Raw genomic sequence first — 12,391 nt, 5'->3', positions numbered from 1 at the left:
TGGTGTGAGGGTAGACCATCCGAAGACAAAGTAGGAGGCTATCGATTTGATAGCGTTCTTCTATGGGGCTCGGCGCTCGAGCAAACCGTCCTGGATCCACTGTTTAAGCCACGTGACCGCTTGCAATGGGGCTCCCTCTGCATAAGTGACCTGCAGCTGCTCGCACAGTTCTGAAAAATTCCAGCCGGTGGTCACCATACCGGCCAGCGCGCAGGCTTCTGCCGGCTCCAGGCTGCGGTAATGGCACACATTCTGATGACGCCACACCAGGCAGATGTGCGCCAACGCCAACGCCTGGCTGGGCGGGAAGGCGGACTCCTCCTTGCTGGCCCGCCAGAGCGCCAGCGTATTGAAGTGGCAGAGCAACTGCTGCACCGAGGGCGCCAGACTGACCTGCAGCGCCGGCCAGGCTTCAGGCGGCAACGATGCCATGTCGTCCAGGGTCAGCGGCTGCCCTGATGGCGCATCGAATGCGAGGGTGAAGGCCCATTCCAAGCGCGCCAGCTCGGCCAGCGGCGCACTCTGTTCGGCCACCAGGTGTTCGAGGATAAACCCCGGGAACCGCTCGCCCAGCCAACGCAAACTGTAATGGGCCGACGGATAACGCCGCACGTAGGCCTCGGTCAGCGCGGCGAACTCATCGTCCCCAAGCCAATATCGGATGGCGCTGAAGTCATGCCGCAACACGTCCTGCAGCCGTGACAGGTAGGCGTTGTGATAAATCGCCAGGCCCGTGTCCACGTCCAGCGTCGGCCCACCCAGCAAAGTGGCGGCAAAGCTGCTGTCGGCCAGCGAGGTTTCAGATAACACATGCTGTTCAAACGCCAGCTGCCAATCGGTCAGGCGCATAAGGATCTCCGGGCCAGGGCGCTAGCACCCAACGCGCGAGCCTTGTCCAACTCGGTGAGCAACACGTCGAACGGCGGGAAATGATCATCGCGCTCCAACAGCGTCGAGACCGGCCCCAGGTGCTCCAACGTCTGCTGGTACAGCGCCCACACCGGATCACATACCGGTTGGTCATGGGTATCGACGACATAATCGCCGTAGTCCATATGCCCGGCCAGGTGCAGTTGGCGAATGCTCGCAGGCGGCAGGTTGCGGATGAAGGTCCAGGCGTCGAACCCGTGGTTGCGCGAGCTGACGTAGACGTTGTTGACGTCCAGCAGCAATTGGCACCCCGACAAGTGCGTCAGCGCGTTGAGGAATTCCCACTCGGTAAATTCATCGGCCTTCGAACGCACATAGCTGGAGACGTTTTCCAGCACCAGCGGGCGCTGCAGAACATCCTGCACCTGCCGCACGCGGGCGGCCACGTGGTAAAGGCTTTCTTCGGTGTAGGGCAACGGCAGCAGGTCATGCAGCTGGTGCGCGCTGCCGCGGCTCCAGCACAGATGATCGGAAATCCACGCCGGCTGGATGCGTTCGGCGAGGGCGTGGAGCTGCTTCAGGTAATCGGTATCAAGGGCATGCGGCCCGCCGATGGACAGGGACACACCGTGCATCACCAGCGGATAACGCTCGGCGATTGCGTCCAGGTAGTACAGGGCTTTGCCGCCCTGCACCAGGTAATTTTCGGAGATCACTTCGAACCAATCCACCGGCGGCGATTGTTCGAGGATCTGCTGGTAGTACTCGCTGCGTAAGCCCAGGCCGTAACCGAGGCTCGCAAGAGAAGTGGGCATAGGACACTCCAAGGTAAAAGTGTCCGCAGCGGTGGGAGGCAGCCGCTGCGGTTGCACTCGGTTGCCGGTTACTCGCCGACGGTGCCGCCTTTCTGGTCGCACATGGCCTTGCTCATGGAGAGGAAGCCCTGGCCTTTGCAAGAACCCTGGCCTTTGCACGCATGGTCCTTGGTTTTGCAGTCGTTCTGGCCTTTGCAGGCGTTGACGCCATAGCAATGAACCGAGGCGTCTGCGGCTTGGACCTGGGTAGCAACACCGGCAAACATCGTAGCGGCGGCCATGGCGAGAGCGGCACCGGCAGCAGCGGATTTAATGTTCATTTTGTAGTCCTCATGATCGGTAGTGGAGTCGGTCTGAACGGATTGTTCAGTCTCGACACACCACTAGAGTGAGGCCCTCTGCCGGCGTTACAGCGCTACAAAAATAATTCGAAAATTATTCCTCAAGCTTCAGCAGCGGCTCCTGAAACCGCAGCAAACGCCCGGCATTGCCCAGTACCAGCAAAGTGCTGAGGTTGTGCAGCACCGCCGCAATCATGGCCCCGGCGGCGCCCAGCCAGCCGAAGGCGGCAAACACCACGATGGCCAGCGTCCAGCCCAGGCCGATGATCACGTTGACCTGCAACGTGTGCCGGCACTGGCGACTCAAGCGCACACAGGTGCCCAGCCGGCGCAGGTCGCTGCCGATCAACACCACATCCGCCGAGGCCAGCGCGATATCCGCGCCGCCCGCGCCCATGGCCACGCCGACCACACCGGCCTTGAGCGCCAGGGAATCGTTGATGCCGTCGCCCACCACCATGGGCCGAAAGCCGCTGTCGATCTCGCCGAGCACGCGGTTGAGCTTGTCTTCCGGCAGGGCCTGGGCTTCGACATCACTGATGCCCACGTCCAGCGCCAGGCTGTCGGCCACACTCTGGCGGTCGCCGGTCAGCAGCAGTTGGCGGCCCAGGCCGAGGTCGCGCAGTTCCTGCAGCGCCTGGCGGGCTTCGGGCTTGACGCTGTCGGCGAGCAATAGCCAGGCGACGAATTGCCCCTTCAGCGCCAGCCCGGCAATCGGGCCGTCGTGGTCAGGAACAGGCGTCGCGGCGATACCCAATTGCTCGAACAACTCCGGACGCCCCAGCGCCGCCTCGCCCTGTTCGGTCTGTGCCACCACGCCCAGGCCCTGGCGCTCGCGGATATCGCTGAGCGCCAGCCGTTGCTCCGGCGTCGCCAGCCCCGCCAACGCGCGGCTGACCGGGTGGCTGCTGGCCGAGCCGAGGCTGGCCGCCAGGTTGAGCAGCGCCTGGCGATCCGTCGATACACTCTCGATGGACTGCAAACGCAAGGTGCCAAAGGTCAGGGTGCCGGTCTTGTCGACCACCAGCGAGGTCAGGTCCGCCAACTCTTCGAGGAAGGCCGAGCTGCGAATCAGAATCCCATGCCGTGCCGCCACGGCAATCCCGGCAATCGCCGTGGCCGGGGCCGACAACACCAACGCACACGGGCACGCCGCCACCAGCACAGCCAACATCGCCTGGGCGTCATTGGTCACAGACCAGGTCACCGCCGCCAGCAATAGCACCAGCACCATGTAGCTGCCGGCGTAACGCTCCAGCAGCCGCGTGATCGGCGGCTTGGAACGCTCGGCGTTCTGCATCAGCGCAATGACCTTGCCCAGCGTCGACTCATTGCCGGTGCGGGTCACTTGCAAACGCAACAGGCCGTCGAGGTTGATCGCGCCACCAAACACTTGGACGCCGACATGGGCCTCCAGCGGCACCGACTCGCCAGTGATCGGCGCCGTGTCCAGGCTGGCCTGGCCCGACAGCACCACGCCATCGGCCGGCACGCGGTCACCGGCGCGCACTTCAACGATATCGCCGGGGTTCAGCGTGCCGTTATCCACCTCATGGATGCTGCCATCGGCGTGCACCCGACGGGCATGGCTGCGCGTCAATTTACCCAGGGCGTGGATCGCCTCCTGGGAGCCGATCACACTGCGCTCCTCCAGCACGTGCCCGAAAATCATGATGATCGGCAGCAGTGCGGCGGTCAGCAGGTCACCGGTGGCCCACGCCCCCATCATCGCGAGGGCGATCAACTGGTCGGTGATGCCATGCAGGCTGGGGAAGCGCAGGCTGTACCAGGCCGAGCGCATTACCGGCACCGCGACCAGCAAGGACGCAACGCCGAGCAGCAATTGACTGACGCCACCCTGGTCCGGCGCCAGCCAGCGCCAGACCAGGCCCAGCACCAGCAAACCCAGGGCGAGCATCGCCAGGGTCAATTGCCGGGCGGCGCTGCGCTGCTCGGCGGAGGTCAACATGGGTGCGCTCATTGTTCGGCTCCCTGGATGATCAAGCGGGAGTCGTCTTTAGGATCGACGGTGGTCACAGCGCCGGCCTGGCCGAGAATCTTCGGCAGCCGCTCGCGGTACAAACGCAGCAGCAAGCCGGGGTCTTTCACCTGGGCCAGGCTCGCGACGGTAGCAGTCTGCGCCTGCGCATTGGCCAGGCGTTCGCTGGCCTGGGCATGGGCAACCTGCACCAGACGGTCGGCCTCCTGGTTGGCGGTCTGGGTGAGTTTCTCCGCGTCGGTACGCGCATTGGCCACCGCTTTGTCGGCCTGCTGGCTGGCGGTGAGCACGGCGTTGAAGGCATTTACCGCCGGCCCCGGCAGGCTTGATTGCACGTCGACGCGGGTGACCTGTATGCCCAATCCCAGGCCAGTGGACGTCAACTCCGCGAGGCGCTTGTTGATGCCTTGCACCAGGTCTCCACGCAGCCTTTCGCGCCGTTGCGCGGCGCCGTTGTCGGTGCCGATCAGTTCCGGGCGCGCCACCAGGATCGTGTCCAAGTCCCGCGCGGCAGTCAGGGCCACCGCGCTGCGGGTCACCAGGCGGTCCAGCGCCGGCAGCACATGCTCGCCCTGCAACACAAACGCATAGGGCTCGGTGACTTTGTAGAACACCCGCACATCCAGCTGCACCACGCCGGCATCGCCGGTCAGCAAGTAGCCGGAGCCGGCCAGTGCGTCGCTCAACGGGGTGGCGAAACTGGCCACGCGGTCGGCCTGGATCGCAGCGTCGGAACGCAGCAGGTTCTCCACGCGCCGCTCGATCACGCGATCCGCCGCCGGCAACAGCACCACTTGCTCGAACGGCTGCGGCCAGGCCAGCAACAAGCCGGCATTCTGGATGCGATCCAGCGCGCCGAAGTGCAACACCACGGCACGGTTCTGCGGGTCGATCTGCCGCACATTGGAAAACGCCCAGGCCAATGCCGCCAATACCGTCACCGCGTACAGCGCCAGAAAGGTCAGGCGCCCAGCCTGGATCCACGGGCTGTCCGGGCTGCCACGCTCGATCATGGCTGGACGTCCTTCGGCCCGTCCACCAATGCACGGAACGGCGCCGCGTCGGTGCGCAGGATGATCCTGGTACCCGGCGTCACGACGGTGCCCAAGGTATCCAGCGAGCGCAGCAAGTTGTACAGCTGCGGGTTGCCGGCGTAGGCACGCCCATAGATCTGCGCTGCTTCGACGCGCGACTGTGCTTCGATGTCAGCCGCTTTCACCGTGGCATCGGCCTGCACGATGCGCGCATCACGCTCGGCGGCGGAACGGATCTGCGCCGCTTCACGCTTGCCCACGGCGGTGCGTTCGGTCGCGATGGTTTCGCGTTCGGCACGCATGCGGTCGACCGTCGCGGTCAGCGTGACCGACGGCAACGTCAGCCGCTCGATGCCGACCTGGGCCACGCGCACGCCATAAGTAGTGAGCAATTGTTGATCAATCTGCTGGCGCAACTGAGCCTCGAAATCGGCAATGCGCACTTGGCTGGCATCCGTATTGATCAGGCTCGACAAGTCAAAACTGGCGGCCGTGGTCTCCAGCGCCGAGCCGACAAAGGTGCGAATCTGCCGCGCCGCTTCATCCGGCTGGTTCTGCACCGCGCGCATGAAGCGCTGCACATTGTCGGCATCGCCCTGCACCTGCCACGCCACATAGGCCTGCACGATGATGCGCAGGCCGTCGCGGGTGCCTACATCCTGCAAGCCACTGGACGTGGTGCGCAGGCGCAGGTCCACCGGGATCGCCGCTTCGAACGGCGCCGGCCAGCGCCAGCCCAGGCCCGGCTCCAGCAATACCCGCGACGGGTTGCCGAAGCGAGTAATCACCGTGGCTTCACCGGAACGCACCTGCACCAGGCTCGCCGCCGCTACGGCAAACAGCACCAGCAGCACCGCCCAGGCCATGCGCCGCCAGGGGAACGGGCCTGCCGCGTGTTCATCACCATGATGAGCGTGGTGGTGATGGCCATGATGATGATCGTGAGAATGAGCGCTCAACAGACAGACTCCTTATTGAACGGCTTTACGCGGCACCGAAGGATCGGCCGGTAAGGTAAAAGAACGCAGATCGATCGTCGGCGCGCCATCGGCACCCAGGCGGTGATCCAGAATAAGCAGCTTGGCGTGGGCCAGGCCCTGGCTGAGTTGGCCGAGGTACTGCTCCAGCACAAAGGCCTGGCCAGCCGTGGCGTAGGCCTTTTGTTCGGCAGCAAAGCGCAGGTCGGCCGCCTGGGCCCCGGCATTCACTTCACGCGCGCTGGCCAGCGCCTGGTCGCGCGCAGTACTGGCTTGCAGCAAGGCCTGGTTGGTCTGTTCGCTGGCGGCACCGCGCTCGCGGGAGATCAGGGCCTGGGCGCCAATCTGCGCGGCTTGCACGCCGTGGTAGGCATTGGCGGCACCGGCCGGTGGGTGGATGGCTTCCACGACCGTGGCGAGGATTTCCACGCCGCTGTCGAGTTTTTGCAGGTCCGCCTGCACCGCGCTGCCAATTTCGTCAGCGAGGCGAGTGCGTTGCTCGCCGAGCAATTCGTCGAGGGTGCGCGAGGCAAAGTCGTGAACCAGGATACGGCTGGCGGTGCTGCGAATCAGGGTCGGCACGTCCGCGCTGTGGTAGGTGGCGGCCAGCGCGGCCTGGTCGGTGAGGCCGATGCGGTAGACAAACCGCACGTCCATATTGACGATCTGGAAGCTCTGCTTGTCGCCGCTGCTGCTGGCGATCACCTGGGATTTGTCATTCACATGGCTGGCGTCCCACAACCGATTGGCGATCAACGGCGCCGGGCCCTCGGCAGGCGCCAGTTCCGGCGCAGCCGCTTCGCTGACGCTGGTGGCCAACTCATGCACCACGCCATTTTCCACGTTGATGACACGGCCCAACGGCCAGGGTAGACCTGTATGCAGGCCGGGCCCGAACACCTCGACGGGCTTGCCAAAGCGTTCATAAATCCCACGCCCCTGCAGCGGCACTTCATGCACGCCGGTCAGTGTCCAGCCGACAGCCAGCACCACCAGCAGCACCGGGAGGAATGCACGGCGCATGTAGGTAAACGCCCAGATCTGGCGCAGGTCGATGCCGAAGCGGTTGTGCAGCTCATGCTGCAAGGCGAGTAACGGTTGCGGCGGCCAGCGCAGCAGGTCGGCAATAAAGCTCTGCGCCATCAAGCGCGGCTCAAGGCGCGGTTGGCGCGGGCTGAACAGCGACAGCACGGCCCGAAGCAGAAACTCCAGCGCCACCAGGGCGGGCAACAGGCCGATCAGTGTGGCGAGGCGCAGCGGCCAGACAGACGCTGCGCCGGCAAACAGCAGGCAGATCGCGCTGACCACCAGGCACACAATCGCCACCCGGTTCAACTGTGCCAATTGCGCGGCTTCCGGCCATTGCGTGGCGGTTTCCTGAGCCAGGCGCCGTTCGAACACCAGCAGACCAAACGCCAGTGCCAAGCCGAGCGCGGCACCGACACTGGCCGACTGCCCCACCGCCGCGGCGGGCAGCGCCAGGTTCCAGAACTCGATAACACTCACCAGCGCCAGCAGCGCCCAACCGCACAGCCACAACACCGGCGCACCGATCTGGGCCAGCAGGCCACTGCCCAGGCGGTTGGCCAGGCTTCGATGCCAGGTGACGGGGTCATCGGGCTGTTCGGTCAACGCCGCCACCGGTTCTTCCAGCGCCTGGGCACGCCAATCGGCGACCCACCACGCCGACTGCAACCCGGCCACCAGCACCAGCAGCGCCGACGCACAGTTGATCAACACCACCGGCCAGATCGACAGCGGCGCAAACAGCGCGACAAACAGCGCCAGCACCCAACCGGCAACGGCCAGGGCCGTCAGGCTGATGCCGGCCTGGCGCAATCGACGGGCATGGAACAGCCCTTGCTGAAAACGCGGCAGGCCTTCCACCGAAGCGCCGTCAGCCTCTAGATCCACTTGCATCTACTTAACGCCCAGTTGTACACAATTCGTTACGATATAACACGCAGCGTGAAATTTTTGTTCGAAACCCGCGTAAAACCCCTGCGGGAGTGGGCTTGCCCACGATGGCGGTCTGTCATTTATCGCTGTTCACCCTTACCCACCGCATTCGTGGGGCGGCCCGCTTGCTGATTTGCTCGGCGACGCCTCCGATAGCGTGACAAAACCCCCATAAACACGCGCCATCACTGGTGCAGGCCATGAATAATCGGCACACTCCAAACCAGTTTTTCGCGGGCTCACGGACAAGGAAGCGTCACTCCCCATGATTTCGATCTATCAGCTCAAGCCGCGTTTTCAAAACCTGCTGCGCCCCCTCGTGCAGCGCCTCTACGACAACGGCACCACCGCCAACCAGATCACCGTCCTGGCCGGCGTGGTTTCCCTGTTGGTCGGCCTGCTGATCGCCAGCTTCGCTCAACACCTCTGGCTGTTTGCGCTGATCCCGTTGTGGATGATCCTGCGCATGGCCCTCAACGCCATCGACGGCATGCTCGCGCGTGAATTTGGCCAGCAGTCGCGCCTGGGCGCCTACCTCAATGAACTGTGCGACGTCATCGCCGACAGCGCGCTGATCCTGCCTTTCGCGCTGATCCCCGGTGTGAGCCTGGCGCCGGTGCTGCTGGTGGCGCTGCTGGCGGTATTCAGCGAATACGCCGGCGTGCTCGGGCCCATGGTCGGTGCGTCGCGCCGCTACGACGGGCCGATGGGCAAGAGTGACCGGGCCTTCGTCCTCGGCGTGCTGGCCACCGGTGTTGCACTGGGTTGGCTCGGCGCGGGCTGGGTCGACACCGTGATGTGGCTGGTCGCCGCCCTGCTCGCCTACACCCTGGTCAACCGGGTGCGCCAGGGCCTCAAGGAACACTCAGATACTCCACCGATTGCATAAGGATTTTTGCGATGCGCGAACAGCAAGAGCACACCTTCAGTACCCATGATGGCGTCGAGCTTTTCTATCGGCACTGGCCGGCTACTGCGCCTGCGGGCGATGAGCCGCGCAAGGCGATCCTGCTGTTCCATCGCGGTCATGAGCATTCGGGGCGCATCGCGCACCTGGTGGATGAACTCGACCTGCCGCAATTCGACTTCTTCGCCTGGGACGCCCGCGGCCACGGCCAATCACCGGGCGCGCGCGGCGACAGCCCAAGCTTCGCCACCAGCGCCCGCGACGTGCAGACCTTCTGCGAGCATATCGGCGCGGCTTACAGCATCGAGGAAGAAAACTTCGCGGTGGTCGCGCAAAGCGTCGGCGCGGTAATCGCAGCCACTTGGGTGCATGACTACGCGCCGAAAATCCGCGCGCTGGTACTCGCCTCGCCGGCGTTCAAGGTCAAGCTGTACGTGCCGTTCGCACGGCCAGGGCTGGCGCTGATGCGCAAGTTTCGCGGCAACTTTTTCGTCAACAGCTACGTCAAGGCCAAGTTCCTCAGCCATGACCCTGAGCGCGTGGCGTCCTACGACAGCGACCCGCTGATCACCAAGGCCATCTCGGTCAATGTGCTGCTTGGCCTGTACGAAGCGGCCGACCGCGTCGTGGCCGATGCCCAGGCGATCCAGGTGCCGACCCAACTGTTGATCTCCGGCTCCGACTTTGTGGTGCACCGCAAACCCCAGCAACAGTTTTTCGACCGCCTTGGCAGCCTGAAAAAAGAGCTGCATATCCTTCCCGGTTTCTTCCACGACACCCTTGGCGAACGCGACCGCGCGGTGGCCGTGAGCAGTGCCCGGCGCTTTATCCTGCAGAATTTCACCCAGCCGCTGGACCGCGCTTGCCTGCTGGACGCCGACAAACTGGGTGCCACCTGCGCCGAGTCCGAAGCCCTCGCCGCGCCGCTGCCGCGCAATTCCCTGCGCGACCTGTACTGGCGCCTGACCCGCGCCAGCATGGGCCTGGGCAAGAACCTGTCGGACGGGGTGAAACTCGGTTTCGACACCGGCTTCGACTCCGGCAGTACCCTGGATTACGTGTACCGCAACAAGCCCACCGGCAAGGGCGGGCTGGGGCGGATGATCGACACCAATTACCTCAATTCCATCGGCTGGCGTGGCATTCGCCAGCGCAAGTTGAATGTCGAAGAACTGCTGCGCCTGGCCATGATCCGGCTGCGCGATGAGCAGCGCGAAGTGCGCATCGTCGACATCGCCGCCGGCCACGGCCGCTACATCCTGGAAGCCTTGCAGGGTGTGTCGCCGCTGCCGGAGTCGATCCTGCTGCGCGACTACAGCGACATCAACGTGCGCGACGGTGGCGCGCTGATCCGCGAGAAGGGCCTGGGAGATATCGCGCAGTTCGTCAAAGGCGATGCATTCGACCGACTGGACCTGGCCGCACTGGACCCCAAGCCGACGCTGGCGGTGGTGTCCGGGCTGTATGAATTGTTTGCCGACAACGGCATGGTCGGCGGCTCACTGGCGGGTCTCGCCGAGGCCGTGGAGCCTGGCGGTTATCTGGTCTACACCGGCCAGCCGTGGCACCCGCAGCTGGAACTGATCGCCCGTGCGTTGACCAGCCATCGCCAGGGCCAGGCCTGGGTGATGCGCCGCCGCAGCCAGGCGGAAATGGACCAATTGGTGGAAGCCGCCGGTTTCCGCAAGATCACCCAGCGTGTGGACGAGTGGGGCATCTTTACCGTGTCCCTAGCACAGAAGATCTGAACATGCGCGAACCCGGCCTGTTAAAGCCAGCGGTGCTATGGCTGCTGCTGTTGGCGCCGCTGTTTTTCAGTACCTATGGCTTCGCCACCTGGGTCACCAGCCAGCGCAGCGATGTCGGCACGCTGGTGTTCGACTGGGAAACCCATATGCCCTTCTGGGCCTGGACCATCGTGCCCTACTGGTCCATCGATCTGCTCTACGGTTTCTCGCTGTTGCTGCCCAATAGCCGTCACGAGCTCAAGCAACATGCCCTGCGCCTGTTGACGGCGCAGGTCATCGCGGTGAGTTGCTTCCTGATCTGGCCGCTGCGCTTCACCTTCGAACGCCCGGAACTGGACGGCGTGTTTGGCTGGCTGTTCGCCGTGCTGGCGGGGTTCGACAAGCCGTTCAACCAGGCGCCCTCGCTGCACATCGCGCTGCTGGTGATCCTGTGGGTCATGTACCAACGCCATACGCAGGGCTTCTGGCGCTGGGTGGTGCATGGCTGGTTCGCGTTGATCGGGATTTCAGTGCTGACCACTTATCAACACCACTTTATCGACTTACCCACAGGCGCCCTCGCCGGCTGGCTGTGCGTGTGGTTGTGGCCGCTGGAGCACCCCAGCCCGCTATTGAATGCGCGGCTGACGCGAGACCCCAAGCGCTGGCGGTTGGGCGCGCGCTACGGCCTCGGCGCCCTGGTGTTGGTCATCCTGGCCTTTGGGCTGGGCGGTGGGTGGTTGTGGCTGCTGTGGCCAGCAGTTTCATTGGGTCTGATCAAGGCCAATTACTTCGTGCTTAGTGCTGCAGGCTTCCAGAAACGCGCCGATGGCCGGCTCACACCCGCCGCCCGCTGGCTGTACGCGCCTTACCTCGCGGGCGCGTGGGTCAATTCACGGCTGTGGACACGCAAACATCCACAGCCTGATCTGATTGTGGATAACGTCTGGCTCGGCAGGATTCCCAGCACCGACGAGCAGGAGCCGTTCAAGGCTATCGTCGACCTGTGCGCCGAATTGCCGATTAATCCACAGGGCCGCGCTTATCAGAATGTGCCCGTGCTGGACCTGATCGCACCGACACCCGAACAATGCCTGCAAGCCGCGCACGCCATCGAACGTCTGCGCCAGAGCGGGCCGCTGCTGGTGTGCTGCGCCCTCGGCTACTCACGCAGTGCCACCGCCGTCGCTGCCTGGCTGCTGCACAGCGGCCGCGCGGCCACGGTGGATGACGCGCTGGCTATTATTCGTGCAGCGCGTACCCGTGTAGTCCTGCACCCCGCTCACCGTAAAGCTCTGGAGGGTTTGCCCCATGCCCGCTGATATGGAACTGCAGGTCGTCGCCAGCCTGCTACGCCGTGGTCGTTCACTGGATCAGTTATCCACAGGCCTGACCGTGGTCGGTGTGTTATTCGGCTTGGCCCAGTTGCTGATGGCGAGTATTTCGACCATCTGCCTGCTGCTCAGCCTGTGGATGATTATCCTCGGGCTGCTGCAAAAGTACTGGGCACTGCGCGTGGCCTTTGATGCCGACCTCTTCGCGCTGCTCGCCCGCGACACCGATCGTACCGCAGACCTCGACCAGGCCCTGCAATCCCTTGGCCTGCAGTCGGCCAAGCGCGCGGGCCGCCCCTGGACCGAGCGCCGTCGCGGCGCCCTCAAACTGCTGCGCAAACAAGCCTGGCTGCTGGGCGCGCAAGCGCTGCTGACCCTCGCCGTGATCCTCGCCAGCCCCTGGCTGCCCTTCGCCGGATAAGGAATCC

General features: G+C 64.4%; 11 protein-coding genes. 4 read left to right on the top strand and 7 right to left on the bottom strand.

Annotated elements, in window-relative coordinates; translation table 11 throughout:
* Positions 1-60: 60 nt before the first annotated feature.
* From C9990_RS31660 to hflK (C9990_RS31630), 7 genes are all read right to left on the bottom strand, one after another.
* The gene (locus tag C9990_RS31660; RefSeq protein WP_106805594.1) at positions 61-849 is read right to left on the bottom strand and encodes a DNA-binding domain-containing protein; all 789 of its coding nucleotides are present in this window, start codon (positions 847-849) and stop codon (positions 61-63) included.
* Entirely contained in the window at positions 840-1,685 is an 846-nt protein-coding gene (locus C9990_RS31655) for a DUF692 domain-containing protein (RefSeq protein WP_106805593.1), read from the bottom strand. Before C9990_RS31655 ends, C9990_RS31660 begins: the two co-directional genes overlap by 10 nt.
* Positions 1,686-1,753: 68 nt before the next feature.
* Positions 1,754-2,005, bottom strand: a complete 252-nt coding sequence (locus C9990_RS31650) for a hypothetical protein (protein WP_065902641.1) — start codon at positions 2,003-2,005, stop codon at positions 1,754-1,756.
* Positions 2,006-2,120: 115 nt separating this feature from the next.
* Positions 2,121-4,007, bottom strand: coding sequence for a heavy metal translocating P-type ATPase (locus C9990_RS31645; RefSeq protein WP_106805592.1), 1,887 nt, complete (start codon positions 4,005-4,007; stop codon positions 2,121-2,123).
* Complete coding sequence (gene hflK, locus C9990_RS31640) at positions 4,004-5,038, bottom strand: protease modulator HflK (protein ID WP_106805591.1); 1,035 nt, start codon at positions 5,036-5,038, stop codon at positions 4,004-4,006. The genes C9990_RS31645 and hflK (C9990_RS31640) overlap by 4 nt, the downstream gene beginning before the upstream one ends.
* Complete coding sequence (hflC, locus tag C9990_RS31635; RefSeq protein WP_371920718.1) at positions 5,035-6,021, bottom strand: protease modulator HflC; 987 nt, start codon at positions 6,019-6,021, stop codon at positions 5,035-5,037. The genes hflK (C9990_RS31640) and hflC overlap by 4 nt, the downstream gene beginning before the upstream one ends.
* 9 nt (positions 6,022-6,030) lie before the next feature.
* Positions 6,031-7,956, bottom strand: a complete 1,926-nt coding sequence (gene hflK / locus C9990_RS31630) for a protease modulator HflK (RefSeq protein WP_106805590.1) — start codon at positions 7,954-7,956, stop codon at positions 6,031-6,033.
* A 304-nt stretch (positions 7,957-8,260) separates the two neighbouring features.
* Here hflK (C9990_RS31630) and C9990_RS31625 point away from each other — a divergent pair, with 304 nt between their 5' ends.
* From C9990_RS31625 to C9990_RS31610, 4 genes are read left to right on the top strand one after another with little or no spacing between them, the layout of a single operon-like run.
* The gene (locus C9990_RS31625) at positions 8,261-8,884 is read left to right on the top strand and encodes a CDP-alcohol phosphatidyltransferase family protein (RefSeq protein WP_106805589.1); all 624 of its coding nucleotides are present in this window, start codon (positions 8,261-8,263) and stop codon (positions 8,882-8,884) included.
* Between the two features lie 11 nt (positions 8,885-8,895).
* Positions 8,896-10,650, top strand: coding sequence for a bifunctional alpha/beta hydrolase/class I SAM-dependent methyltransferase (locus C9990_RS31620; RefSeq protein ID WP_106805588.1), 1,755 nt, complete (start codon positions 8,896-8,898; stop codon positions 10,648-10,650).
* A 2-nt stretch (positions 10,651-10,652) separates the two neighbouring features.
* A complete protein-coding gene (locus C9990_RS31615; RefSeq protein ID WP_106805587.1) occupies positions 10,653-11,951 on the top strand; it encodes a phosphatase PAP2/dual specificity phosphatase family protein in 1,299 nt (432 codons plus the stop codon).
* Positions 11,941-12,384, top strand: coding sequence for a hypothetical protein (locus C9990_RS31610; RefSeq protein ID WP_106805586.1), 444 nt, complete (start codon positions 11,941-11,943; stop codon positions 12,382-12,384). The genes C9990_RS31615 and C9990_RS31610 overlap by 11 nt, the downstream gene beginning before the upstream one ends.
* Positions 12,385-12,391: the final 7 nt, after the last annotated feature.

The organism is Pseudomonas sp. S5D5 (assembly GCF_003013355.1).
Classification (GTDB): Bacteria; Pseudomonadota; Gammaproteobacteria; order Pseudomonadales; family Pseudomonadaceae; genus Aquipseudomonas; species Aquipseudomonas aylmerensis.
This window is presented reverse-complemented; position numbering and strand designations above follow the sequence as displayed.

What these genes read in the sequence shown, in the direction of transcription:
- C9990_RS31660 (WP_106805594.1), bottom strand. Translation starts at nt 849, where the DNA reads ATGCGCCTGACCGATTGGCAGCTGGCGTTTGAACAGCATGTGTTATCT.
- C9990_RS31655 (WP_106805593.1), bottom strand. Translation starts at nt 1,685, where the DNA reads ATGCCCACTTCTCTTGCGAGCCTCGGTTACGGCCTGGGCTTACGCAGC.
- C9990_RS31650 (WP_065902641.1), bottom strand. Translation starts at nt 2,005, where the DNA reads ATGAACATTAAATCCGCTGCTGCCGGTGCCGCTCTCGCCATGGCCGCC.
- C9990_RS31645 (WP_106805592.1), bottom strand. Translation starts at nt 4,007, where the DNA reads ATGAGCGCACCCATGTTGACCTCCGCCGAGCAGCGCAGCGCCGCCCGG.
- hflK (WP_106805591.1), bottom strand. Translation starts at nt 5,038, where the DNA reads ATGATCGAGCGTGGCAGCCCGGACAGCCCGTGGATCCAGGCTGGGCGC.
- hflK (WP_106805590.1), bottom strand. Translation starts at nt 7,956, where the DNA reads ATGCAAGTGGATCTAGAGGCTGACGGCGCTTCGGTGGAAGGCCTGCCG.
- C9990_RS31625 (WP_106805589.1), top strand. Translation starts at nt 8,261, where the DNA reads ATGATTTCGATCTATCAGCTCAAGCCGCGTTTTCAAAACCTGCTGCGC.
- C9990_RS31620 (WP_106805588.1), top strand. Translation starts at nt 8,896, where the DNA reads ATGCGCGAACAGCAAGAGCACACCTTCAGTACCCATGATGGCGTCGAG.
- C9990_RS31615 (WP_106805587.1), top strand. Translation starts at nt 10,653, where the DNA reads ATGCGCGAACCCGGCCTGTTAAAGCCAGCGGTGCTATGGCTGCTGCTG.
- C9990_RS31610 (WP_106805586.1), top strand. Translation starts at nt 11,941, where the DNA reads ATGCCCGCTGATATGGAACTGCAGGTCGTCGCCAGCCTGCTACGCCGT.